The organism is Flavobacterium sp. (assembly GCF_043722275.1).
In the GTDB taxonomy this organism is placed as follows: domain Bacteria; phylum Bacteroidota; class Bacteroidia; order Flavobacteriales; family Flavobacteriaceae; genus Flavobacterium.
This window is the reverse complement of record NZ_JAYSPC010000062.1, coordinates 40,661-64,024: the sequence shown is the minus strand read 5'-3', so window position 1 is coordinate 64,024 and position 23,364 is coordinate 40,661. Positions and strand designations below refer to the sequence as shown.

The window sequence follows — 23,364 nt, the reverse complement described above, 5'->3', positions numbered from 1 at the left end:
GGGTGAATACGTCCGTCAGTTACTAATTTGTGCAATGACAAACGAGCAATTTCTCTACGTACAGGATCAAAACAAGAAAGGATAATAGCTTCCGGTGTATCATCAACAATGATTTCAACTCCTGTTGCAGCTTCAAGCGCTCTAATATTACGACCTTCACGACCAATAATTCTACCTTTTACATCATCAGATTCAATGTTGAAAACCGAAACGCAATTTTCAACTGCTTCTTCAGTTCCAACTCTCTGGATTGTATTGATAATGATTTTCTTAGCTTCTTGCTGAGCGGTAAGTTTTGCCTCTTCAATAGTATCCTGAATATGAGACATTGCTTTACTTTTAGCTTCGGCTTTTAAACCTTCAACTAATTGTTCTTTTGCTTCTTCGGCAGAAAGTCCTGAAATTACTTCAAGTTGTTGTAGTTGACTTTTGTGTAACTTGTCAACTTCAGCTTGTTTTTTATCTAAAACTTCAATTTTGTTGTTGTATTCTAAAGTTTTAGCTTCAAAATCGTCGTTTACTTTTTTAGCTTTCGAAAGCTCATTTGAAATTTGAGATTCTTTGTCGCGTACTCTTTTTTCTACTTCTGCTACTTTTTTATCTCTTGATAAGATAACTTGTTCGTGTTCAGATTTTAATTCGATGAATTTTTCTTTTGCCTGAAGGATTTTATCTTTTTTAATATTTTCAGCTTCTAAATTCGCGTCTTTTAATATGGAAGAGGCTTCTTTTTTTGCGTTTTTGATTAAGTTAGAAATATTGCTTTTTTCGATGATTTTAGCGATTGCAAAACCTGCTGCAATCCCCACAATCCCTGAAATAATGATCGTTAGTATGTCCATGTTTGTTAAAATTTATATATAAAAAAGCCTACATTAATTGCTTGAATAAACTCGTAAAGACAAGTTTTGAGCTAACTCACTGTTCAAGTTTCCGTGCAAAAGCATGGCATACTATAGTAGCGAAGATTCACTCACTTTAATTTGTTAGTGTTGAGTTTACCAATTGTGAACTAATGTAGGCAGTATCTTAGTTTCTGTAAAGAACGTTTAATTTTCGAGATATTGATCTAATAGCGAATTTAATCTTTTAATTCTTTCAATGGTGTCATCGCCATCGATTGCGTTATCAATTTGTTTTTGTTCTACTTGTGATGCAAATTGCAAGGCACACATAGCCAGAACATCTTGTTTATCACGAACCGCGTAACTTTCTTCGAATTGCTTGATCATAGCATCAATTTTTTTAGAAGCACTTCTAAGTCCTTCTTCCTGAACAGGTTCAACCGTTAACGGGTAAACTCTGTCTGCAATTGATATTTTAATTCTAAGCTTTCCGTCCATGTTTTTCTAATCTGATAGTTGCGCTATACAGTAATCGATTTCGCGAATTAATGAATTTATTTTAAGCTTTGTCTCTCTTTTGTTATTGTCGCTGCCAAGCAACGAATTGGCTATCTTAAGTGTATCATATTGCTTTTTCAAAGCCTCCATTTCTTCAGATTGTTTCTGGATAATTTGCGCAGCTTTGGCTAGTTCTAATCGTAAAACCTGATTGTTCTTCTCCAAACCTTTTGATTTCTCAAAAAGCTTTTCGACTTTATATTCAAGAGTATCAATTATTTCTGCAATTACACTCATTGTAAATCCTATTCATTACTTAATCATACAAAGTTAGTATTCCTTTTTATTAATGCAATTTTTTATCGATTTTTTTACATTAAAAATAACCAATTAAATGAAATTCAATCAATTGTATTTTTGTAGCTTTATACTCGGTTTTCGCCTCATATTTTTTTATCTTAGCAAAAATGTTGCTTATGAAACTGACTTTACTTTCCGTGTTTTTTTGTTCCTTTATATTTGCTCAAACCCAATATCCAAAGGGTGATTTTAGTCCGCCTCTTGATATTCCTATGCAATTATCGGGGAATTTTGGGGAGTTAAGACCCAATCATTTTCATGCAGGTTTCGATTTAAAAACTAATCAAAGAGAAGGATTAAATGTTTACGCAATTGGCGATGGATACGTTTCAAGAATCAAAATTTCAACCTTTGGAAACGGTAAATGTATTTATATTACGCATCCAAACGGATACACTTCCGTTTACGGACATTTGCAAACTCCACTTGGAGAAATTCAGAATTATGTTACAAAAACGCATTACAAAGAACAGGCTTATGAAATCGAAATATTCCTTAAACCGAACGAATTACCCATTACAAAAGGACAATTAATTGCACTTTCCGGAAACACAGGTTCATCAGAAGGACCACATTTGCATTTTGAAATTCGTGATTCTAAAACAGAATTTGTTATTAATCCGATATTTTTCGGATTTGATAAAGATATAAAAGATACTAAAAAGCCAACAATTTCAAGCGTTTATGTTTATCCGTTAGATAATTCGACAGTTAATCAATCAAAACAGCCTTTGTTGTTAAATCTTGCGCTTCAAAAAGACGGAACTTATTTAGCAAGCAAAGTAAAAGCAAACGGAAAAATTGGTTTCGGAATTTCTGCCGTAGACTTCGATGACGTTTCGTTTAATAAAAATGGAGTTTTTAATGTTTCAACTTTTTTTAACGGAAATCAAAATTACAATTATCAGTTCAACACCTATTCATTTGATGAAATGCGCTATATAAATGCATTTATCGATTATCCAAAATATAAAAAATCAGGTCAGCGTGTTCAAAAACTCTTCATGAAAACGCCTTTTGCCCTAAGTATTATTAAAACTGATTCGCTTCGTGGAATTATTTCGGTCGAGCCGAATTTAGCTTCTACGTACAGAATTGAAGTTTCGGATTATTTCGGAAATTTAAATTCAGTTACAATTCCTATCGAATATGATTCGGCAACACCAATTGTTTCAGCCGAACCTGTAACGTCAAAATATTTTATAAAAGCTAATAAAGATGCGATTTTCGAGAAAGAGAATATGTCAGTATTTTTTCCTGCAGGAACTTTTTACGATGATTTCAATTTAAATTTCGACGTAAAAAATAATCGCATTTACATTCATGACGATACAGTTCCTGTTAATTCAAACTTTACTATTACAATAAAAGACAGTTTGTATCCGGAATCGTTGAGAGATAAACTTTTTATAGGAAGATTTAACGGAAACAGCGCCAGTCATAATGGAACATTAAGAAAAGGCGACGTTTTTACAGCCAAAGCAAAAATTTTAGGACAATATGGATTAGTTTTAGATACAATTGCACCCAAAATTACTATCGCAAAACCTATTGAAGGCAAATGGATTAGTGATGTCAAAAAAATACAGTTTACAATTAGCGACAGTTCGTCAGGAATTAAATCATACAACGGATATTTAAACGGAAAATGGATTTTGTTTGAATATGATAATAAAACCAAAAAAATCACTCACACTTTTGATGATACAATTGTTGCCGAAGGTGCAAACGATTTAAAGATAGAAGTGATTGATAATGTGGGTAATTCTGCTATCTTTGAAACTCATTTTTTTAGAAGCCAACAAAAATAAAACCAAAACCTTTGAACCCAAATAAGCAACTATTCGTATTTCTTTTTTTCTGCATTACAAGTATTTCATTTGCTCAAAATGCTCATGTTAAAGGTATTATTTTAGACAATCAAAATCGTCCGGTTCCTGATGTTAATATTACTTCTTTGGGAAGTACTAAACAATCAGACGCAAATGGTTTTTTTGAAATTGATGTTCCTTCAAATAAAAAAACATCCTTGATTTTTACTCACATTTCCTTAAAAATGATGAGTCTTACGGTGAGTTTAAAGCCGAATGAAGTTTTTATTTTTAATCCGGTAATGAATAATTCCGAGGAGCAAATGGGAGAAGTTTTTGTTTCTTCTAAAAATAAAAAACGAGTTCAGGGGATTACAACTGTTGATGCAGCTACCATTAAAAAAATCCCAGGCGCAAATGCCGGAATCGAAAATATTCTAAAAACGTTACCGGGCGTAAATTCAAACAATGAATTGAGTACACAATATGCAGTTCGTGGCGGAAATTATGATGAAAATTTAGTTTACGTAAATGAAGTTGAAGTTTACCGACCATTTTTAATTCGTTCAGGGCAACAAGAAGGATTAAGTTTTACAAATACAGATTTAGTTCAGAATGTTGACTTTTCGGCGGGGGGATTTCAGGCTAAATTTGGTGATAAATTATCATCCGTTTTAGATATTACGTATAGAAAACCAACTCAGTTTGGTGCTTCTTTAGAGGCAAGTTTATTAGGCGGAAGTATTTCTGTTGATGCCGTTTCTAAAAACAAAAAATGGTCAGCCGTAACAGGTGTTCGTTATCGTAATAATAGTTTATTAGTTAATAGTCAGGACACACAAACTAATTATACGCCCACTTTTGCAGATATTCAGACGAATGTTAACTATGATATTTCGGATAAATGGCAAATTAGTTTTTTAGGAAATATTTCTCAAAATAAGTATTTATATCAGCCCTTAACACGCGAAACAAAATTTGGAACCATCGATCAGCCAATGTCACTTGCAGTATATTATGAAGGTAAAGAACGCGATCAATATGATACTTATTTTGGTGCTTTTAAAACCACTTATAAAGTTTCGCCAAGTTTAACGTTGAAATTTATAGGTTCATTATTTCATACAATAGAGGAGGAGCATTTTGACATTTTAGCACAATATCGTTTAGGAAATGTGGGCGAAGACGGATCTACCGATGTTGATTTTACCCGCGGAATTGGTTCGCAACTTAATCACGCGCGAAATGATTTAGATGCTTTGATTGCAAATGCAGAAATTAAAGGTTTTAAGGAATGGAAAAATGACAGCCAGTTAGAATTTGGTTTAAAATATACCAGAGAATCTATTCGTGACAGGATTATTGAGTGGGAAATGATTGATTCGGCGGGATTTTCTATAAATCCGCCAATTATTGTTTTGCCAAAAAACAATCAGCCTTATGAACCTTATACCGGACCACTTTTGCCGTATCAGGATGTTCGCGCTACAAACTTTAACAACATTAATAGATTTTCCGGTTATGCGCAATACAATAAAAAAGCAGAATTAGGATCGAATCAGATTTGGTATAATATAGGCGCCCGTTTCCAGAGTTGGAATGTTTCCGGAGCAGCTGTTGAAGGAAAAAATCAAATTGTTTTTAGTCCGCGTGCTCAATTTGCTATAAAACCGGATTGGGATATGGATATGGTTTTCAGGCTTTCCGGAGGATTATATTATCAGCCGCCTTTTTACAGGGAACTTCGTGATCTGGATGGAGTTGTGAATCCCAATGTAAAAGCGCAGGAATCTGTACATATTGTTTTGAGTAACGATTATAATTTTAAAATGTGGGATCGTCCTTTCAAATGGGTTACGGAATTGTATTATAAATCACTTTCAGATGTGAATGTGTATTCGATAGATAATGTCAGAATTCGTTATATCGCCGACAATAATGCAAAAGCTTATGCGCAAGGTCTTGATTTTAGACTAAATGGAGAATTTGTTCCGGGAACTGAATCCTGGATTAGTTTTGGTTATTTAAAAACCGAAGAAAATTATGCCGATAAAGGATATATTGCCAGACCAACAGATCAGCGTTTGAAATTTGCGATGTTGTTTCAGGATTATATGCCAACTATTCCAAGTGTGAAATTATATCTTAATTTAGTTTATAATACTGGTTTGCCTGGTGGATCTCCTGCATATTCAGATCCTTATTTGTATCAAAGCCGTTTAAATGATTATCGAAGAGCAGATGTTGGTTTTGCTAAAGTTTTTGTAGATAATAGTACCAAAGTTGCAAAGGCAAAATGGTTGAAAAACTTCAAAGAATTATCTGTAGGATTAGAGATTTTTAATCTTTTCAACAATCAAAATGCAATAACCAATACTTGGGTTCGCGATGTGTATTCTAAAAATCAATACGCAATCCCTAATTATATGACTTCGAGAGTTTTTAATGTGAAGCTGAATGCGAGGTTATGATAAACAAACGTGAAAAAAGAAAGAAGATTTTTTACGTTCCGGGAATAATATCTTTGATTTTTATTCGGTTGTTGTGTTTATATTATTTTTATAAAGTTGATGCTTTTAAGGTTTATAGTTCTCTTGAGTTTTTTCTTCCAAATAAAGACGAACTTGAAAAATATAAAGTTGAAGATTTAAGAAAATATAAAATTTTTAAGTTTGAAGACAATAAATTAAAAGAGGAACAGGAGTTAAAAGAATTGAGATTTTTTGTTCACGACTTAGTTAAAAAATATGATACTATAAATGGGGCTAAAATTCATTTTGGATCAAAAACAGATTATGATACTTTTGTTAGTGTGATTAGTATTATGTCTGATGAGAATGTGCCAACCTGGGCTTTATTTAAGGATAATATGTATGTATTGGCAAATGCTAAACCAAGGCCGAAAAAGGATCGTGGCTTTGTTTGTGGTAACGGAAAGTATTCAGAAATAAATACACTTAGAATGCAGGAAGAAAACCGAAAAAAAGAACTTCATATTTTTCAGATTTCTTTTCTAAAACAGCAATGGATTATATTTCTTGGTTATCTGGGAATTGTAGTGCTCAACATCTTTGCCTCAGTAAAATTCAATAAAACTAGATAATACAATCAAAAATACTATATTTGATATCCTAATATAATTAGCATACATGAAAAATTCCTTAAAATATATAGCCTTAGCAATCATCGGAACATTAGTGAGTTGTAAAGATGACGCTCAGAAACCAAAAGTAATTTATGATGCTGCAAGCAAAACAAATGTTGTTTCAAAAACCGATTCAACACAAATTGAAGTTGCTGATTTGCCTATTCAGATGCAAGGAACGGATTATTTAATTCACCCGGTTGGAGATTTGCGCGTTTTTGAAAGAGGGACAAAATCCCGTTACGGATCATCAAGCGTAAATGATGTGAGTTTTACAATTTCGAATTTAGGAGAATATGAAATTACAGGATATTTACAAAATCTGAAATTTCAAAAAGTTGATTCAGATTCTATCCGACCTTTAACGGATAAACCTGCTTTGATATTAACGGCTACTTATTTAAAAGCTATTGCTGATAAAACTAAAAGTCAAATCATGGTCTATACTTTGGCAGATTCTGACACCAATAAAGACGGCAAAATTGACTCAGGTGATATTAAAACATTATATCTAAGCGATATTAGCGGAGAAAATTTCACTAAAATCTCAGAAGATTTTCAGGAATTGATAGACTGGAGTTTAGTAGAATCTAAAAGTCGCCTATATTTCAGAACAATCGAAGACACAAACCAAAACGGACAATTCGATAAAAACGATGTTTTACATTATAACTACGTTGATTTAACTGCTAAAAAGTGGGAAGTTAAAAGTTATAAACCTATTTAAAGTTTCTAAGCTACTAAGTTTCTGAGTTGCTAAGATCTTAGAATTAAAGAAAAAGCCCTTTAAAAATTAAATCAATTAATAATTTTTAAAGGGCTTTTTTAAATTTCATCAAGATCAACGGATTAAAATCCGTTGCTACAATATAAATCATTCCTACGGAATTTTTCCAGAATTAAAAAGAGCCTTCATGCTCGATAAATTTTATAGAGCTGGACTTTAGTCCAGTTCAGATAGAATCATTTTAATTTGTATAATCTGTGGCAAAAAAAACTCAGAAGCTTAGTGCCTTAGAGTCTTATTCACTTAAAAAAAAATCTAAATCAAAATATCACTTTCCAGATCTGATTTTTCGATATCAAATCCAAATCCTAAACGATCAACCAATTCAATAACCAGTTTTTTATACCAGTTTTCTGATTTTGGATGAATGTAAATCTTCTCGATTAATTGTTTGAGATCTACATTGATTTTTAAACCATCATTCAGTTTCGAAATGCTTTTTGAAGTATCAGTAATAATACGGACTTCACGCTCGTACTGAAAACTTTTTCGTTTAAACAAAAAGGGAAAGAACAAATCATCAAACGGAATATATTCTTTTTTGTAATCGATATAATTGACTTCACCAATGTATTGATCAAAGTTATTCTCCGGCTTCAATGCTTTTTGCAATCTGCCAATAGTCGACTGAATCGCTAATCCTTCACTGTTTTGGGTGAAAATCTGCCACATCGCAAACGATTCATATTCGTTAATATGCCAACTGCTTACGGCAACTTGCTCCCGATGTGTTTTGTAGTAATTTAAAAAGTCAGGATTGTCGGTGGCTAATTTTTTAATCTCTTCAAAAGTGGGCTCGCTAAAAGTGCCTTCGTACTGATCTTCAAATTTATCAGAACGTGACATAAAAAGTTTCTTAGAAAGTAATAAATCCAGAAACTTAGACAGATCTAAATATTTCCAAACAACTGTATCTGGATCCTCAGGAAGTTTTATAGTCGGATTATTACGATACATTTTTTTTATTGATTTAGGGTTTATGCTAAAAAAAAAGCCACAGATTATACACATAAAAGTAAGATTTTAATTCCTTATTAGAAAAGAAAATCTGTGTTAATCTGTGTAATCTGTGGCTTAAGCTATTATAGCCTTTGTTTTATGATTCGAAAGATTGCATTGTAACCAGTTTGTTGTAGGTTCCGTTATGAGCAATTAATTCATCGTGAGTTCCTTGTTCAACTATTTTTCCTTTTTGCATGACAACGATTAAATCTGCTTTCTGAATTGTTGAAAGACGGTGCGCAATTACAATCGAAGTTCTGTTTTGCATCATATTCTCTAATGCAACCTGAACAAATTTTTCGCTTTCAGTATCCAATGCAGATGTAGCTTCATCCAAAATCATAATTGGAGGATTTTTCAAAACTGCACGGGCAATTGATAAACGTTGTTTTTGACCACCGGAAAGCTTGTTTCCGCTGTCACCAATGTTCGTGTAAATTCCTAAAGGCAATTCGTTTACAAACTCAAAAGCATTGGCAATTTTTAGTGCTTCGATAATTTCATCATCGGTAGCATCTAATTTTCCTAACGAAATATTCGCTTTTATAGTATCATTGAATAAAATACTGTCCTGAGTTACTAATCCCATCAAACTACGAAGCGATTGTAAATTCATGTCTTTAATATTAATACCGTCAATCGAAATTGTTCCGTCATTTACATCATAAAAACGAGTCAATAAGTTGGCAATTGTACTTTTTCCACTTCCGGATTGTCCAACAAGTGCAATGGTTTGACCTTTTTTAATTTGAAGAGAAAAGTCTTTTAAAACTGTTTCATTTTCATATTTAAAGTTGATATTCTGAACGCTTATATTATCATCAAAAGTTGTTTTTTCGAGAGCTTTATCTTTAGATGTAATTGTATTTTCCTGTTCTAAAATTTCAAGAACACGTTCTGCTGCGGCGTTTCCTCTTTTTACTCCGTAAGAAGCTTTAGATATTGCTTTTGCCGGTGTCAGGATATTATATGCTAATCCCATATAAGCAATAAATGAAGGTCCGCTTAAAGTTTTGTCAATCAAAACCATTTGACCTCCGTACCATAATAGAATGGCAATAACTGTAATTCCCATAAACTCACTTGCAGGCGAAGCTAAGTTCTGACGATTCCCAATACTATTTGATAAATTAAAAAACCGTTCAGTTGAATTTTGAAAAACAGTATTAAAATAGTTTTCAGCATTATATCCTTTTACCACTTTCAATCCACCAATAGTTTCTTCGATTGTCGATAAAAAAGTACCTTGTTCTTCTTGTGCTTTAGTCGATTGTTTTTTAAGTTGTTTTCCAATTAATGAAATAATGTAACCTGAAATCGGAATAAAAATAAAAACAAATAATGTTAGTTTAGTGCTGATAATTAGCATTGTTGTTATCGTAAAAATTATTGTTAAAGGTTCTTTTACAATAAGTTCCAATATGGCTAAAAATGAGTTTTGAACCTCATTTACATCGGCAGAAATTCTTGAAATCACATCTCCTTTTCTTTTCTCAGAATAAAATGCTAACGGAAGTTCTAATGTTTTTTTATACATAGCATTTCGCATATCTTTTAAAACACCATTTCGCAAAAAAGTGATGAAAAACATAGCTAAATAATCAGCTAAGTTTTTTAATAAAAATATCGAAATTATAATTGTTACCATTACAGCTAAAATATATCCAGGATCGTGATTGCCTTTTGATGTGGTGATGTAATAGCTCAAATAATCTTCTCCATATTGCTGAAGTTTTAAAATTCCCTGATATACCGGCTTTATTTTTCTAGCTTTTGTTTGGTCAAATAATACCTGAAGCATTGGTATTAAGGCAACAAACGAAAGTGTGCTAAAAAGTGCATATAAAACATTGAAAAAGATGTTTAAGAATGCGTATTTTTTATACGGATATATAAAAGGAACTATTTTTTTAAAATTACTCATTTATTTGTGGATGTTATTTTCTGCTATGGCAATGGCTCTTTCGAGTTTTTCCAGCAATAATTTTTTTTCTGGTAATTGGGTTAAATAAGCTGAAACTTTGATTTGTTCATCGTTATCAAGCATTAAATAATTGATTTGTTCAGGAGATTTTTCACTACACAAAATTAATCCAATTGGTTTGTTTTCACCTTCTTTTTGCTCATTTTTCTCTAACCAGCGCAGATATAGTTCCATTTGACCTTTATATCCGGCTTTAAATTTTCCGAGTTTTAAATCAATGGCAACCAATCGGCGTAAGCCACGATGATAGAAAAGTAAATCGATGTAAAAATCTTCATCGTCGATTGTTATTCGTTTTTGGCGTGCAAGAAAAGCAAATTCACTGCCCATTTCGGTAATGAAATTTTGTAATTGGGCTAAGATTGAACTTTCTAAATCTTTCTCAGAATAACTATCATGTAATCCTAAAAAATCTAAAAAGTAAGGATCTCTAAAAGTTAAATCAGGACTAATTTGTTTTTCGTTTTTTAATGACGCTAAATCATTAAGTATTGTTTGTTCAGGTTTTTTACTAATGGCGGTTCTTTCAAAAAGCATACTGTCAATACGTTCCTGTAAAGTTCTTACGCTCCATCTTTCATGAACGCTCATTTGAATGTAAAACTCTCTTTTTATATTGTTTTCAATATAAATTAGAATCCTGATATGAGACCATGTCAATTTTGCACACAGTGTGTGCAAAATTGTAAAGTCTTCAATTGCAGCGTTTAACTTGATAAAACTTTGTAGATTTCGTTTGTTAAAACCTATTCCGTATTTGTTTGTTAATGCAATGCTTAATGCAGGAATTATTTTTTTTCCGTAATCGGCTCTATCGTTTTTTAGAATCTCTTCATTTATGGTTTTTCCAATCTTCCAATATAATAAAGTCAATTCCTGATTAAACGTTTTGGCAACAAAATGACGAGTCTGATCTATTAACCCAATGATTGAATTTAATAGTTCGGGCTGATCATTTGTTTCCGGTTTGTCACTCATTATTTTATTTCAATTGCATTCCTGCAATGATATTTTGTATTTTTTCGTCTAAGAAACTTTCGGCAGCATCAAAATTAGTAACCGAATCTAATTCAGCATTAACACTAATGTAGAATTTAATTTTAGGTTCAGTTCCGCTTGGTCTTGCGCAAATTTTTGAACCATCTTCAGTATAATAAATCAATACGTTAGATTTTGGGATATCCATTGTCGATTCTTCACCAGTCAATAAATTCAATGCAATTGATGATTGATAATCTTCGACCATAATTACTCTTTGTCCGCTGATTTCTTTCAAGGGGTTTTCACGTAAATCAATCATCATTTGAGTGATTTCCTGTAAACCTTCGATTCCTTTTTTAGTTAACGAAACCAGGTATTCTTTATAAAAACCATTTTCAACATAAAGCTGTAAAAGTTCCTTGTAAACACTGCTTCCTGCTTCTTTTGCCTGAGCTGCAACTTCGCAGATTAATAAAGTAGCTGCAACAGCATCTTTATCTCTAACGGCGTCACCAACCATAAAACCAAAGCTTTCCTCGCCGCCACCAATGAATTCAAGTTCAGGGAAATCCTTAATCATTTTGGCAATCCATTTAAAACCTGTCAAACCAACTTTACATTCAACGCCATAGCTTGATGCTAATTCCATCATCATAGGAGTTGAAACAATTGTAGAACCCACAAATTGTTTTCCGTTAATTTTGTCCGCTTTTTTCCATTGTTTCAACAAGAAAGAAGTCATTAAAATCATGGTTTGATTTCCGTTAAGCAAAATCATTTTACCATCATTATTTCTCACGGCAACACCAAGACGATCACAATCAGGATCAGTTCCTACCACAATGTCAGAATCTGTTTTATCGGCAAGAGCCAAAGCCATAGTCAAAGCCTCAGGTTCTTCAGGATTTGGAGATTTCACTGTTGGAAAATTTCCATCAGGAATAGCTTGTTCCGGGACAATATGTACGTTTTTGTAACCTGCTTGTGATAAAGTATCAGGAATAGATTTTATCGAAGTTCCATGTAATGAAGTAAAAACAATCTGAAGATTATCTTTGGCTTCAGCCGGAGTATTAAAACTTGCGTTTTCTATAGATGATTTTATAAAAGCTTTATCAATTTCAGTATCAATATATTGAATCAGGCTTTCGTTAGCGTTGAATTTAATTTTATCGTAATCTAAATTTTCGATCACATTAATAATCGCTGCATCTTCAGGAGGAACAATTTGTCCGCCATCTTCCCAATATACTTTATATCCGTTATATTCCGGTGGATTATGCGATGCTGTAAGAACAATTCCGCATTGGCAGCCTAAGTATTTAAGCGCAAAAGACAATTCAGGAGTTGGTCGTAAATCAGAAAACAAATAAACCTGAATTCCATTAGCCGAGAAAACATCCGCAACAACCTTAGCAAGCGTATTACTGTTATGACGACAATCATAAGCAATAACCACTTTTAAAGGCTGATTTGGGAAAACCTGATGTAAATAATCAGATAATCCCTGAGTGTTTTTTCCAAGCGTATATTTGTTGATTTTATTGTTTCCAACGCCCATTACACCGCGCATTCCGCCAGTTCCAAATTCCAGATTTTTATAAAAACTTTCCTCAAGTTCCTTTGGCGACGTAGTCATTAATTCCTTAACCGCAGCTTGTGTTTCGTTGTCAAATGTAGGGGTCAGCCATTCGTTTACAGCATTCAAAATGTTAGGTGCTATATTCATCATTCGTATCTTTTTATATTTAATAATAATTTTCAGGAGCTATTTCCTGCTGTTATTCCAATCTTTTTTATTGTAGAAAAAACAATAAAAAAGGATTTTCCCTTCCATCAGGGCTAGGGATTTAGGTTAAAAATTAACTTCTCGGGCAACTTTATAACGCGCTTCATTACTTTTAGTTCTCAAAATAATTTCTCCAAGAAAACCTGCTAAGAATAATTGAGTTCCTATTATCATTGATGTAATCGATAAATAGAAATGTGGTCTTTCTGTAATTAGTCGGCTAGCTTTGTGAATAAATAATTTATCTATTCCTAAATATAAAGCTAGTAAAAATCCAATTAGAAACATAATAGAACCTAATAATCCAAAAAGATGCATTGGTCTTTTTCCAAATCTTGACAAAAACCAGATCGTAATTAAATCCAGAAAACCATTTATAAAACGATCCATTCCAAATTTTGTTTCACCATATTTACGAGCCTGGTGAATGACTACTTTTTCGCCAATTTTATTAAAACCGGCATTTTTTGCCAAAACCGGAATATATCGGTGCATTTCGCCCGAAACTTCTATGTTTTTTACAACCGTATTTTTATATGCTTTTAATCCGCAGTTAAAATCATTCAATTCAACACCGGAAGTTTTTCTTGCCGCCCAGTTGAACAATTTCGACGGAAGGTTTTTTGCTACAACAGAGTCATAACGTTTCTTTTTCCAACCGGAAACCAAATCAAATTTTTCAGCCGTAATCATTTCATATAATCCTGGAATTTCGTCCGGACTATCCTGTAAATCGGCATCCATTGTAATAATTACATCGCCTTTTGCTTTTGCAAAACCAGCATGCAAAGCCTGTGATTTTCCAAAGTTTTTCATGAAACGAATTCCTTTTACATTAGGATTTTCGTTAGAAAAACTTTCAATTATGTTCCAGGAATCATCCGTACTTCCATCATCTACAAAAATGATTTCATAAGAGTAATTATTAGACTGCATCACTTTAATGATCCACGAATAGAGTTCCTTTAGTGATTCCTCCTCATTAAGAAGCGGTATAAGTATTGATAAATTCATTTAAATTTTTATAAACTTTGAGTTTTGTTATTCTTTATAATTGCTCCTATAAGTGATGAGTATAATAATCCGAAGAAAGAGTACATCACAAGCGTTACAGGGAAAACAATTGCAGGATTCATGAATTTTTTAATCATAGAAACTCCCATTTCCATTTCCTTAGCCGTCATTTCAGGATTTTTAGCCAGCATTCCTTCTTTAGAGATATCAATCATTTCATTGATGAACTCAGGGAAAATCAAATTAAAAATAACACTGAAAGCAGCATAGATAAAAGCAGCAACAAAAGTGATTGAAATCCCCACTTTTAAGCATTCACTAAAAGAAATAAATCCATTATTAACATTTTTCTTATAATTAGTACAACCAATATATATAAACAAGATTGGTAATACAAGGTAGTTTCCTATGTTTATAATTGTACCAATACTGGAATTTACCAGCGATTTCATACCTATTATATACATAATAACAAATTCTAAAACCATAATAACACCAAACAAAACACCATATATTATTGATGATTGAGCAGGAGAAGTATTTTTTTCCATAAAACGATGATTTATTAATCCACAAATATAGCAATTCCCAATATAAACAGAGAGAAAAAAAGCTTTTTGAATTTAACTAAAAAAAAGTGAGCTAAACATTTGAATATTAAAAAAGAATTGTAAATTTGCAAACTCAAATAATTAAACGTTTTAAACAAAAAAAGAGTATCCTTTGTTTACACCTTTTTCTAACCACGAAAAAGCTTCAAAATAAAAATGCTCTAAACAATAAATAAAAGAAAAGATGAAAAAAGGAATTCACCCAGAAAATTACAGATTAGTTGCATTTAAAGACATGTCAAATGACGAAATTTTTATCACTAAATCTACTGCAGATACAAGAGAAACAATTGAAGTTGACGGAGTTGAGTATCCAGTTGTAAAAATGGAGATTTCTAGAACATCTCACCCTTTTTATACTGGTAAATCTAAACTTATCGATACTGCAGGACGTATTGATAAATTCAAAACTAAATACGCTAAACACGCTAAATAATAAAAGCTGTTTTTACTTATATAAAGCCTTCCAATCCGGAAGGCTTTTTTTATGGAATAAAAGTTGGTCATAGATTCGCCACGAATTCACGAATTCTTTATTTAGCAATATTCAAAAAATTCGTGAATTCGTGGCGAAAAAACTAGTAGATTCTATATTGAATAAAACCACACATTATTAAACAAATAAAATATTTGTAACTTTGAACCCGATAACCAAATCAAGTTTTTAACAAGTACCAAATTTAATATTTATGAATTACATTCTTTTTGACGGTCCCGTCCGGAATGCTTTACTCCCTTTTACTTTTACAAGACCTGTTGCTGATATATTAATCGGAATAATGACGATTCGCCAAAAATGGGAAGCGCGTTTAGGTTCGACAATAACTACTATTACCGAAGAATATCTGTCAGAGAAATTCCCAATGGTAGAATTAGAAGAAAATGTTATGATTAACGCGGCGTATTTACCAAATGATACGCTTGCAGAAATGGTTTCTGATTTAACAATCAATCAGGCAATTTTTAAAGGAGATGATGTAATTGCTTTTTTTACCACTGAAAATCAGGAAGAAGTAGACTTTGACACTTACGAAATTATTCAGTATAATGGTGAAGCCTTAACTGTAGAACACACATGGGATATTTTCTCTAAAAATGATGCTGCGATTCGTGAAGATTTTATTTATTTGACTGAAGACAGGAAATCACAGCCAATCCCCAAAAGCGTAAATGTTATTGCGCCCGAAAATATATTTATTGAAGAAGGAGCAAAATTAGAATTTGTAACCCTGAATGCTTCAAACGGTCCTATATATATAGGTAAGAATTCTGAAATTATGGAAGGAACCGTAATTCGTGGTCCTTTTGCTTTATGTGAAAATGCACAAGTAAAACTAAATGCAAAAGTTTACGGAGCCACAACAGTTGGACCGGGATCAAGAATAGGAGGAGAAGTTAAAAACTCCGTTCTTTTTGCAAATTCAAACAAAGGGCACGATGGATTTTTAGGAGATTCTGTTTTAGGAGAATGGTGTAATATTGGAGCAGATAGTAATAATTCAAATCTAAAAAACAACTACGAAGAAGTAAAATTATGGAGCTATGAAACAGAAGGTTTTGCTAAAACAGGACTTCAGTTTTGTGGTTTAATGATGGGAGATCATAGTAAATGCGGAATTAATACCATGTTTAATACCGGAACTGTAGTAGGAGTGAGCACTAATATTTTTGGAAGTGGTTTTCCCCGCAATTTTGTCCCGAGTTTTTCCTGGGGCGGAGCAGCAGGTTTTACAACTTATATTACTAAAAAAGCCTTCGAAACTGCAAGATTAGTAATGGGACGACGAAACATAGATTTCGATGCAACAGAAGCAGCAATCTTAGAACACATTTTTGAGGAAACTAAAAAATGGAGAAAGGATTAAATTAGATAATTAGTCAATTTGAAAATTAGATAATTTTAAAAACAACAAACCCGACAGTCCCGAAGCCTCGGGATAAACCTTGTCGGGTTTGTTGTTTTTTATTTAAATATTATTTATCGATTTTCGTAAAATCTCCTTTTAAGTTGAATTTTAATTCTAAACCATTCGTAAGTTTTGTTTCATAACCAGAAGTCCCTATTTCTATTTTGGTTATTTTTTCTTTACGAAAATTAGTTTTTACGTAGGAAGCAATTTTTTTCGGGATAATAGAGGAAGGAATTTTAGAATTTTCACCATCAACTTCTTTCCAGTTTCTTTTTTATCAAACTCGATTTCCAGTTTGTCCTCAAATTGAACTTTATATTCTGTAGAAAGGATTTCTTTATCTTCTAATATATAACTGGGTTTTTTAGATCCAAAATGAGTCTTTAGGAAAGCTTGAGCATTTGCCGGTAAAGCTTCTTTTTTAATTACTGTTTTTTGTGCATTTGCTGAAAGTCCAAATATTAATCCTGTAATCAGGCTGGCTATCACGTTCAATTTCGTTCTCATATTTTCAATTTTTTAAATTATTATACAAGATAATACTAAAAATTATAATATGTAGGAATATTGACGCAATATTAAAATGCTAAATTGTTTCTTGTCTTATTACAAAAAAGCAGGCTATTAATGAGTATTAGGTTTCGTAGTTTTATTGAAGATATTTTAAAAAAAAAGAAAGCCCCGAAATTAAATTCCGGAGCTTTTGAGTTTATGTAATTACGTCTTTATTGATCAATTCGAAGAAAATTTCCCTGAAGATCAAAAACTAATTCTAAATTATTAGAAAGTTCAATTTCAGTATAAGTTCGTTCGTTGTCAATTGATGTTACAAACTGATTTGGATAATTAGATGTAACATAAGTACGGATTTTTTCAGGAATCAAAGCAACAGGAATTGCCTGATTATTTCCATCAATATCAATCCAGTTTCCGTTAATATCAAAATCAATTTCAAAACCATTCGAAAGAGAAACGTCATAAATAGAACCATTGATGCTGGCATTATTTTGTTTTTCTGCTAATATCACTGTTACAGCGGGAAAATGTGTACTTAGAAATGTTTGTGCTGTCGCGGGTAATGTTGTTGGATTGACAACAACTTCGTTATGGTTATCTCCATCATGGTCAATTCGTACAAAATCTCCTTGTGGAGTAAAAACTAAATCCAGATTATTAGAAAGTTCTACATCATATTTTGTTTTTTCGTTTTCAATTTGAACAATAAATAAACCAGGATAATTTGCAGCAACATACGCGTTTATTTTTTCCGGAATTAAAGCGGTTGGAATGGCTTGATTTCCTCCGTCAATTTCTGTCCAGTTTCCGTTTGCATCAAAATCAATATCAAATCCGTTCGCTAGAGAAATATCATAAACAGATCCGTTTACAGTTGAGGATTTTAATTTTACTGCTGATTTATATACTGCATTAGGAAAATAAGTTTCTGTAAATGCTTTTGCAGTAGGCGGAAGATCAGCTGATTGTATCGTGGTCTTTTCATTGTCATTATTACTGTCACAAGATGTTGTTGAAATTAAAAGTGATAAAGCAATGAAACTTGTTAAAAATGTTTTTTTCATGATTGTTAAATTTAAAATTTAATATTTTCTTATTTATTATAGTGCAATATTAAATCTGAAAACTGGAAAAAATTAGGAATATTCTTATACTTGTAAATAAAATTGAAAATTATTTTTTGAGATAGCAACAAAAAAAACTCCGATATTTCTATCGGAGCCTTTGCGACATTATAATATTTTTTATTTATCAATTCGAAGAAAATTTCCCTGAAGATCGAAAACTAATTCTACTTTATTATTAAGTTCAATTTCAGTATAAGTTCGTTCGTTGTCAATTGATGTTATAAATTGATTTGGATAATTTGCGGTTACATACGTATTAATTTTTTCAGGAATCAAAGCAACAGGAATTACCTGATTATTTCCATCAATATCAATCCAGTTTCCATTGGCATCAAAATCAATTTCAAAACCATTTGTCAAATAAACATCATAAACAGATCCATCTGAATCTGGTTTGTCCTGTTTTTTTATTACCTGATAAGTAGCATTAGGGAAATATGTTGTAATAAATGTACTTGCCGTTTGCGGTAAATCTGCAGCCGTAATTACTGTTTCGCGATCGTCGTCATCGCTATCGCAAGATGTTGTAGTAACTAAAAGTGATAATGCGATAAAACCTGATAATAATATTTTTTTCATGATTGTGTTTTACTATGTAAATGTTTAATTGTCGATTCTTAAAAAGTTTCCTTTAGAGTTAAATTCCAGTTCTATACCGTTGTTTAAATCAACTTCATAACCCCAGTTTACCTTGTCAATTTTGGTTATTGCGGTATTTGCAAAATTGGTTTTTACGTGGTTTGCAATTGATTTAGGTATTATTGTGGCAGGAATTGCAGTATGATTTCCGTCAACTTCTTCCCAATTTCCTTTTCCATCAAATTCTACTTCAATATTGTTTGCAAATTGAACTTTATAGTCTTTAGAAAATGTTTCTTTGTCTTCAATAATATAAGTAGGTTCCTGTCCTGCAAAATGAGTTTTTAAAAAAGTCTGAGCATTTGCGGGTAAAGCAGATTTTGTAATTGTTGTTTTTTGAGCATTTGCTGAAAATCCAAATGCTACTCCTGCAATTAGGCATAAGGCTGTGTTTAATTTCGTTTTCATAATTGTATGTTTAAATTCTGATGCAAGATTAAGACCTGAATTTGGAAACAATTAGGAAAAAATAATAAAAAGACTACTTTTTTGGAAAAACAATTTTAAACTGATGGTTTTCGGTAAACAGATATTCTATACTAATTGAATAATTGTTTATAATAGATTTTACAATCGATAATCCTAAACCTGTGGATTCATTAGTTGTAGTATGACGGTAGAATCTATTGAAAATTACTTCGGAATTTAATGGAGAATGATTTCCGCTGTTCGAAATTATGATATCGTTTTTATTAATTATAAAATTGACAAAACCGTTAGGATGATTATGGATTATGGCATTTTTCAATAAATTACTAATTAATGCAATTGCCAATCCTTTGTTTATTATGAAATATAAAGAATCGTTTTCAGTTACAGTAATTTTTACTTTTTTATAATCGGCCAGATCAGCATAATCTTGTGTTAATACTAAAACAAGTTCATTAAAGTTGATGTTTTTCTCTTCAGAAAATTGCTGGTTCTCTATTTTTGATAACATTAATAAAGATTTGTTCAATTTTGTTAATCGATTTAATGTATCAGTTATTTTTCCTATTTCCATCATTTGCTCGTCCGGAAGTACATTGTTTTCGGCAAATAATTCGAGTTTGTTAATGCTTATCGCCAAGGGAGTTTGTAATTCATGTGAAGCATTTTCGATAAATTGCTTCTGGCTTGAATATATCATTTCATTTCGGGCCAACATTTTTTCGACCTCTTTTTCTAAAATAATAAATTCATCTATCGAAGAATTTATAGGTCTTAATTTACTGCCGGTTCCTAATTTAATTTCTTTTAGATTTTCTAAAATAACATGAAATGATTTCCATATTCTTTTTAAAAGTAAAAGGTTTACCAGTAATATACTAACAACAAGCATAACGTATAAGCCTATTAATGCCAAAAATAAATCCTCTAATAATTCATCTTCTTCAACGATCGAAGCTTTTACGATTAATTCGTAGGAGTTTCCTTTGTCATCATCAAAAACAGTTTTTAATGATCTGATGGGTTCGTTGTCATTATCATATTCCATGAATTCTTTTGAGGTTGAAAACTCTTCTTTATGCGAATATTGACCTTTAGGAAGCGGTTTTATTGTGAATTTATTGATTCCAAATTCTGGTGAATTCAATAATTCTTTGTTCGCAAAAGCATGGCGAACAATTATAATTTTTGAATTTTTTAAATCATCATCAATATTGTCATAGACTTCATCCAGAATTAGCACATAGAAAATTCCTGCCCAAATTGGGATTACAAGCAATAAAGTTATAGCGAGATAGCGAAGTGTATAATTTTGTAATTTCATTAATTCATTTTATATCCAATACCGTAAACCGCCTGAATATCAACTTCGGCATCAATTTCTTTTAATTTTTTTCGTAAATTTTTAATCTGCGAATAGACAAAATCTAAATTGTCAGCCTGATCCGTATGGTCGCCCCAAACATATTCGGCAATAGCAGTTTTATTAATTAATCGGTTTGGATTGATGATAAAATAATAAAGCAAATCAAATTCCTTTCGGTTTAAAATTAATTCTTTATTATCGATAGTAACCGTTCTTTGCTCCGGCGAAAGCGTCACATTTTTCCAAACAATCAAATTATCTCCATTGTGATTATTCCTGCGAATTGCCGATTTGATTCTCGCATGTAATTCAGATAAATGAAAGGGTTTGCTCAAATAATCGTCTGCGCCTAAATCCAGACCTTTAACTTTGTCATCAACGGCATCTTTTGCCGAAATTATAATAACAGCACTTTGTTTTTTTTGTCTTTTTAATTCCTGAAGTAAATCCAGACCATTTCCGTTTGGCAGCATAATATCGATTAAAATACAATCATAATCATATGCGCCTAATTTGTCTAATCCTGAAATGTAATCATGAGCAGTTTCTACTATATATTTCTCTTTTTCAAGCGATTGTTGTACCACTTCACGTAAACCAGCTTCATCTTCTATAATTAAAATTTTCATCTTTGCCTGTTTTATGTATTCAAATGTAAGAATACGAGTTCAAAATAAACCTCCATTTCTGGAAACATTTGGGAATTGCTTTTAATTTGGCAATTAGAAAATGGGATAATTAGATAATCTAGCAAATCCGACATGTTTTGAAAACATGTCGGGTTTATTATTTAGGATTTCAAATTATCTAATTATCTCATTGGCACATTATATAATTAAAATCTATCTTTGCACCACGAAAAAAACAGGTGGTCAACTAAACGATTAACCGATTAAACAAATTCACAGAAAGTAATGATTACAGTTAACGATATTTCGGTTCAGTTTGGTGGAACTACATTATTTAGCGATGTTTCTTTTGCTATAAATGAAAATGATAAAATTGCCCTTATGGGTAAAAATGGTGCGGGAAAATCGACACTTTTAAAAATAATTGCAGGTCAAAGCAAACCTTCAACCGGAAGTATTTCTGCTCCTAAAGATGCTATTGTAGCTTATTTGCCTCAGCATTTATTGACGCAGGACGGCGCAACTGTAATGGAAGAAGCGTCAAAAGCTTTTGGTGAAATTTTTAAAATGAAAGCCGAAATTGATGAAATCAACGAGCAATTAACCGTTCGTACAGATTATGAAAGTGATGCTTACATGAAATTAATCGAAAGAGTTTCTGACTTAAGCGAGAAATTTTATGCAATCGAAGAAGTAAATTACGAAGCTGAAGTTGAGAAAATTTTAGTGGGTTTAGGCTTTGAACGCGAGGATTTTACACGCCAGACTTCTGAATTTTCAGGAGGATGGAGAATGCGAATTGAACTGGCGAAAATTTTACTTCAAAAACCCGATTTAATTTTACTGGATGAGCCAACCAACCACATGGATATTGAAAGTATTCAATGGTTAGAGGATTTTTTATTGACTCAGGCAAAAGCAGTTGTAGTAATCTCGCACGATAGAGCATTTGTAGATAATATCACAAATCGTACTATTGAGGTTACAATGGGAAGAATTTACGATTATAAAGCAAAATATTCTCATTATTTAGAGTTAAGAAAAGACCGTCGTATTCATCAGCAAAAAGCATACGATGAGCAACAAAGAATGATTGCTGATAACAGAACTTTTATTGATCGTTTTAAAGGAACATTTTCTAAAACAGATGCAGTTCAGTCTCGTGTTAAAATGCTTGAAAAACTTGTTATTGTACAAGTTGATGAAGTAGATAACTCTGCATTGAAATTGAAATTCCCGCCGGCCGCACGTTCAGGACAATATCCGGTTGTGGTAAAAGAACTTTCAAAATCATATGGAGATCATGTAGTTTTTAAAGATGCTAATATTGTTATCGAAAGAGGTGAAAAAGTAGCTTTTGTAGGTAAAAATGGTGAAGGAAAATCGACAATGATCAAAGCGATCATGAAAGAAATAGGTATCGATGAAGGAAGTGTAGAAATTGGTCATAATTCTCAAATTGGGTATTTTGCCCAAAATCAAGCTTCGTTATTAGATGAAAATGCTACAATTTTCGAAACTATCGATGCAATTGCAGTTGGAGATGTTCGTACACAAATAAAAAATATTCTTGGAGCTTTTATGTTTCAGGGCGATGATATTACTAAAAAAGTAAAAGTACTTTCGGGAGGAGAAAAAACGCGCTTGGCAATGATTAAATTATTGCTTGAACCAGTAAATTTATTAATTCTGGATGAACCTTCAAATCACTTGGATATGAAAACCAAAGACATTATAAAAGACGCATTGCGTGATTTTGACGGAACTTTAATTCTGGTTTCCCACGATCGTGATTTCCTTGACGGATTAGCAACTAAAGTTTTTGAATTTGGAAACAAACGTGTGAAAGAACATTTTGAAGATGTTGCCGGTTTCTTAGCGCATAAAAAAATGGATTCTATGAAAGAGATCGAAAAATAAA

The 23,364-nt window shown here is 32.0% G+C and carries 23 protein-coding genes; 7 read left to right on the top strand and 16 right to left on the bottom strand.

The window, feature by feature from the left end; all coding sequences use genetic code 11:
• The 3 genes from ACHZDT_RS08410 to ACHZDT_RS08400 all read right to left on the bottom strand — a co-directional run.
• Positions 1–842, bottom strand: an 842-nt coding sequence (locus tag ACHZDT_RS08410) for an Rnase Y domain-containing protein (RefSeq protein ID WP_394774172.1), incomplete at its 3' end; no start/stop codon positions are given.
• A 207-nt stretch (positions 843–1,049) separates the two neighbouring features.
• Positions 1,050–1,343 (bottom strand): cell division protein ZapA, encoded by a 294-nt coding sequence (locus ACHZDT_RS08405; protein WP_394774171.1) that lies wholly within the window; start codon positions 1,341–1,343, stop codon positions 1,050–1,052.
• Positions 1,344–1,349: 6 nt separating this feature from the next.
• Positions 1,350–1,640, bottom strand: a complete 291-nt coding sequence (locus ACHZDT_RS08400; RefSeq protein ID WP_055091878.1) for a hypothetical protein — start codon at positions 1,638–1,640, stop codon at positions 1,350–1,352.
• A 179-nt stretch (positions 1,641–1,819) separates the two neighbouring features.
• On the opposite strand from ACHZDT_RS08400, the gene ACHZDT_RS08395 reads away from it, so the two are divergent.
• The 4 genes from ACHZDT_RS08395 to ACHZDT_RS08380 are packed head-to-tail and all read left to right on the top strand — an operon-like array spanning position 1,820 to position 7,386.
• Complete coding sequence (locus ACHZDT_RS08395) at positions 1,820–3,514, top strand: M23 family metallopeptidase (RefSeq protein ID WP_394774170.1); 1,695 nt, start codon at positions 1,820–1,822, stop codon at positions 3,512–3,514.
• Between the two features lie 11 nt (positions 3,515–3,525).
• The gene (locus ACHZDT_RS08390; protein WP_394774169.1) at positions 3,526–5,985 is read left to right on the top strand and encodes a TonB-dependent receptor plug domain-containing protein; all 2,460 of its coding nucleotides are present in this window, start codon (positions 3,526–3,528) and stop codon (positions 5,983–5,985) included.
• Positions 5,982–6,617: a hypothetical protein gene (locus ACHZDT_RS08385; RefSeq protein WP_394774168.1), complete on the top strand. Its 636-nt coding sequence runs from the start codon at positions 5,982–5,984 to the stop codon at positions 6,615–6,617. Before ACHZDT_RS08390 ends, ACHZDT_RS08385 begins: the two co-directional genes overlap by 4 nt.
• Before the next feature lie 46 nt (positions 6,618–6,663).
• The gene (locus ACHZDT_RS08380; protein WP_394774167.1) at positions 6,664–7,386 is read left to right on the top strand and encodes a hypothetical protein; all 723 of its coding nucleotides are present in this window, start codon (positions 6,664–6,666) and stop codon (positions 7,384–7,386) included.
• A 315-nt stretch (positions 7,387–7,701) separates the two neighbouring features.
• On the opposite strand, the gene ACHZDT_RS08375 is transcribed toward ACHZDT_RS08380, so the two are convergent.
• From ACHZDT_RS08375 to ACHZDT_RS08350, 6 genes are all read right to left on the bottom strand, one after another.
• Positions 7,702–8,403, bottom strand: a complete 702-nt coding sequence (locus ACHZDT_RS08375; RefSeq protein ID WP_394774166.1) for a DUF2971 domain-containing protein — start codon at positions 8,401–8,403, stop codon at positions 7,702–7,704.
• A gap of 139 nt (positions 8,404–8,542) precedes the next feature.
• The gene (locus ACHZDT_RS08370) at positions 8,543–10,372 is read right to left on the bottom strand and encodes an ABC transporter ATP-binding protein (protein ID WP_394774165.1); all 1,830 of its coding nucleotides are present in this window, start codon (positions 10,370–10,372) and stop codon (positions 8,543–8,545) included.
• On the bottom strand, positions 10,373–11,410 hold the full coding sequence (locus tag ACHZDT_RS08365; RefSeq protein WP_394774164.1) for a YhcG family protein: 1,038 nt from the start codon (positions 11,408–11,410) through the stop codon (positions 10,373–10,375).
• Positions 11,411–11,414: 4 nt separating this feature from the next.
• Entirely contained in the window at positions 11,415–13,142 is a 1,728-nt protein-coding gene (locus ACHZDT_RS08360) for a phospho-sugar mutase (RefSeq protein WP_394774175.1), read from the bottom strand.
• 126 nt (positions 13,143–13,268) lie between these two features.
• Complete coding sequence (locus ACHZDT_RS08355; RefSeq protein ID WP_394774163.1) at positions 13,269–14,216, bottom strand: glycosyltransferase family 2 protein; 948 nt, start codon at positions 14,214–14,216, stop codon at positions 13,269–13,271.
• Positions 14,217–14,224: 8 nt separating this feature from the next.
• Positions 14,225–14,767, bottom strand: coding sequence for a DUF4199 domain-containing protein (locus ACHZDT_RS08350; protein ID WP_394774162.1), 543 nt, complete (start codon positions 14,765–14,767; stop codon positions 14,225–14,227).
• A 244-nt stretch (positions 14,768–15,011) separates the two neighbouring features.
• Here ACHZDT_RS08350 and ACHZDT_RS08345 point away from each other — a divergent pair, with 244 nt between their 5' ends.
• Both ACHZDT_RS08345 and ACHZDT_RS08340 read left to right on the top strand, forming a co-directional pair.
• Positions 15,012–15,263 (top strand): type B 50S ribosomal protein L31, encoded by a 252-nt coding sequence (locus ACHZDT_RS08345; protein WP_213301759.1) that lies wholly within the window; start codon positions 15,012–15,014, stop codon positions 15,261–15,263.
• Between the two features lie 253 nt (positions 15,264–15,516).
• Complete coding sequence (locus tag ACHZDT_RS08340; RefSeq protein WP_394774161.1) at positions 15,517–16,692, top strand: GlmU family protein; 1,176 nt, start codon at positions 15,517–15,519, stop codon at positions 16,690–16,692.
• Between the two features lie 109 nt (positions 16,693–16,801).
• Here ACHZDT_RS08340 and ACHZDT_RS08335 read toward each other — a convergent pair whose 3' ends face one another.
• From ACHZDT_RS08335 to ACHZDT_RS08305, 7 genes are all read right to left on the bottom strand, one after another.
• Entirely contained in the window at positions 16,802–16,945 is a 144-nt protein-coding gene (locus tag ACHZDT_RS08335; RefSeq protein ID WP_394774174.1) for a PepSY-like domain-containing protein, read from the bottom strand.
• Entirely contained in the window at positions 16,930–17,244 is a 315-nt protein-coding gene (locus tag ACHZDT_RS08330) for a hypothetical protein (protein ID WP_394774160.1), read from the bottom strand. Before ACHZDT_RS08330 ends, ACHZDT_RS08335 begins: the two co-directional genes overlap by 16 nt.
• A 218-nt stretch (positions 17,245–17,462) precedes the next feature.
• A complete protein-coding gene (locus ACHZDT_RS08325) occupies positions 17,463–18,317 on the bottom strand; it encodes a PepSY-like domain-containing protein (protein WP_394774159.1) in 855 nt (284 codons plus the stop codon).
• 180 nt (positions 18,318–18,497) lie between these two features.
• Positions 18,498–18,959, bottom strand: a complete 462-nt coding sequence (locus tag ACHZDT_RS08320; RefSeq protein WP_394774158.1) for a PepSY-like domain-containing protein — start codon at positions 18,957–18,959, stop codon at positions 18,498–18,500.
• A 24-nt stretch (positions 18,960–18,983) separates the two neighbouring features.
• Positions 18,984–19,427: a PepSY-like domain-containing protein gene (locus tag ACHZDT_RS08315; RefSeq protein WP_394774157.1), complete on the bottom strand. Its 444-nt coding sequence runs from the start codon at positions 19,425–19,427 to the stop codon at positions 18,984–18,986.
• A 73-nt stretch (positions 19,428–19,500) separates the two neighbouring features.
• On the bottom strand, positions 19,501–20,772 hold the full coding sequence (locus ACHZDT_RS08310; protein WP_394774156.1) for a sensor histidine kinase: 1,272 nt from the start codon (positions 20,770–20,772) through the stop codon (positions 19,501–19,503).
• Complete coding sequence (locus ACHZDT_RS08305) at positions 20,772–21,443, bottom strand: response regulator transcription factor (protein WP_394774155.1); 672 nt, start codon at positions 21,441–21,443, stop codon at positions 20,772–20,774. The genes ACHZDT_RS08310 and ACHZDT_RS08305 overlap by 1 nt, the downstream gene beginning before the upstream one ends.
• Positions 21,444–21,728: 285 nt before the next feature.
• Here ACHZDT_RS08305 and ACHZDT_RS08300 point away from each other — a divergent pair, with 285 nt between their 5' ends.
• The gene (locus ACHZDT_RS08300) at positions 21,729–23,363 is read left to right on the top strand and encodes an ABC-F family ATP-binding cassette domain-containing protein (protein WP_394774154.1); all 1,635 of its coding nucleotides are present in this window, start codon (positions 21,729–21,731) and stop codon (positions 23,361–23,363) included.
• Position 23,364 lies beyond the last annotated feature (1 nt).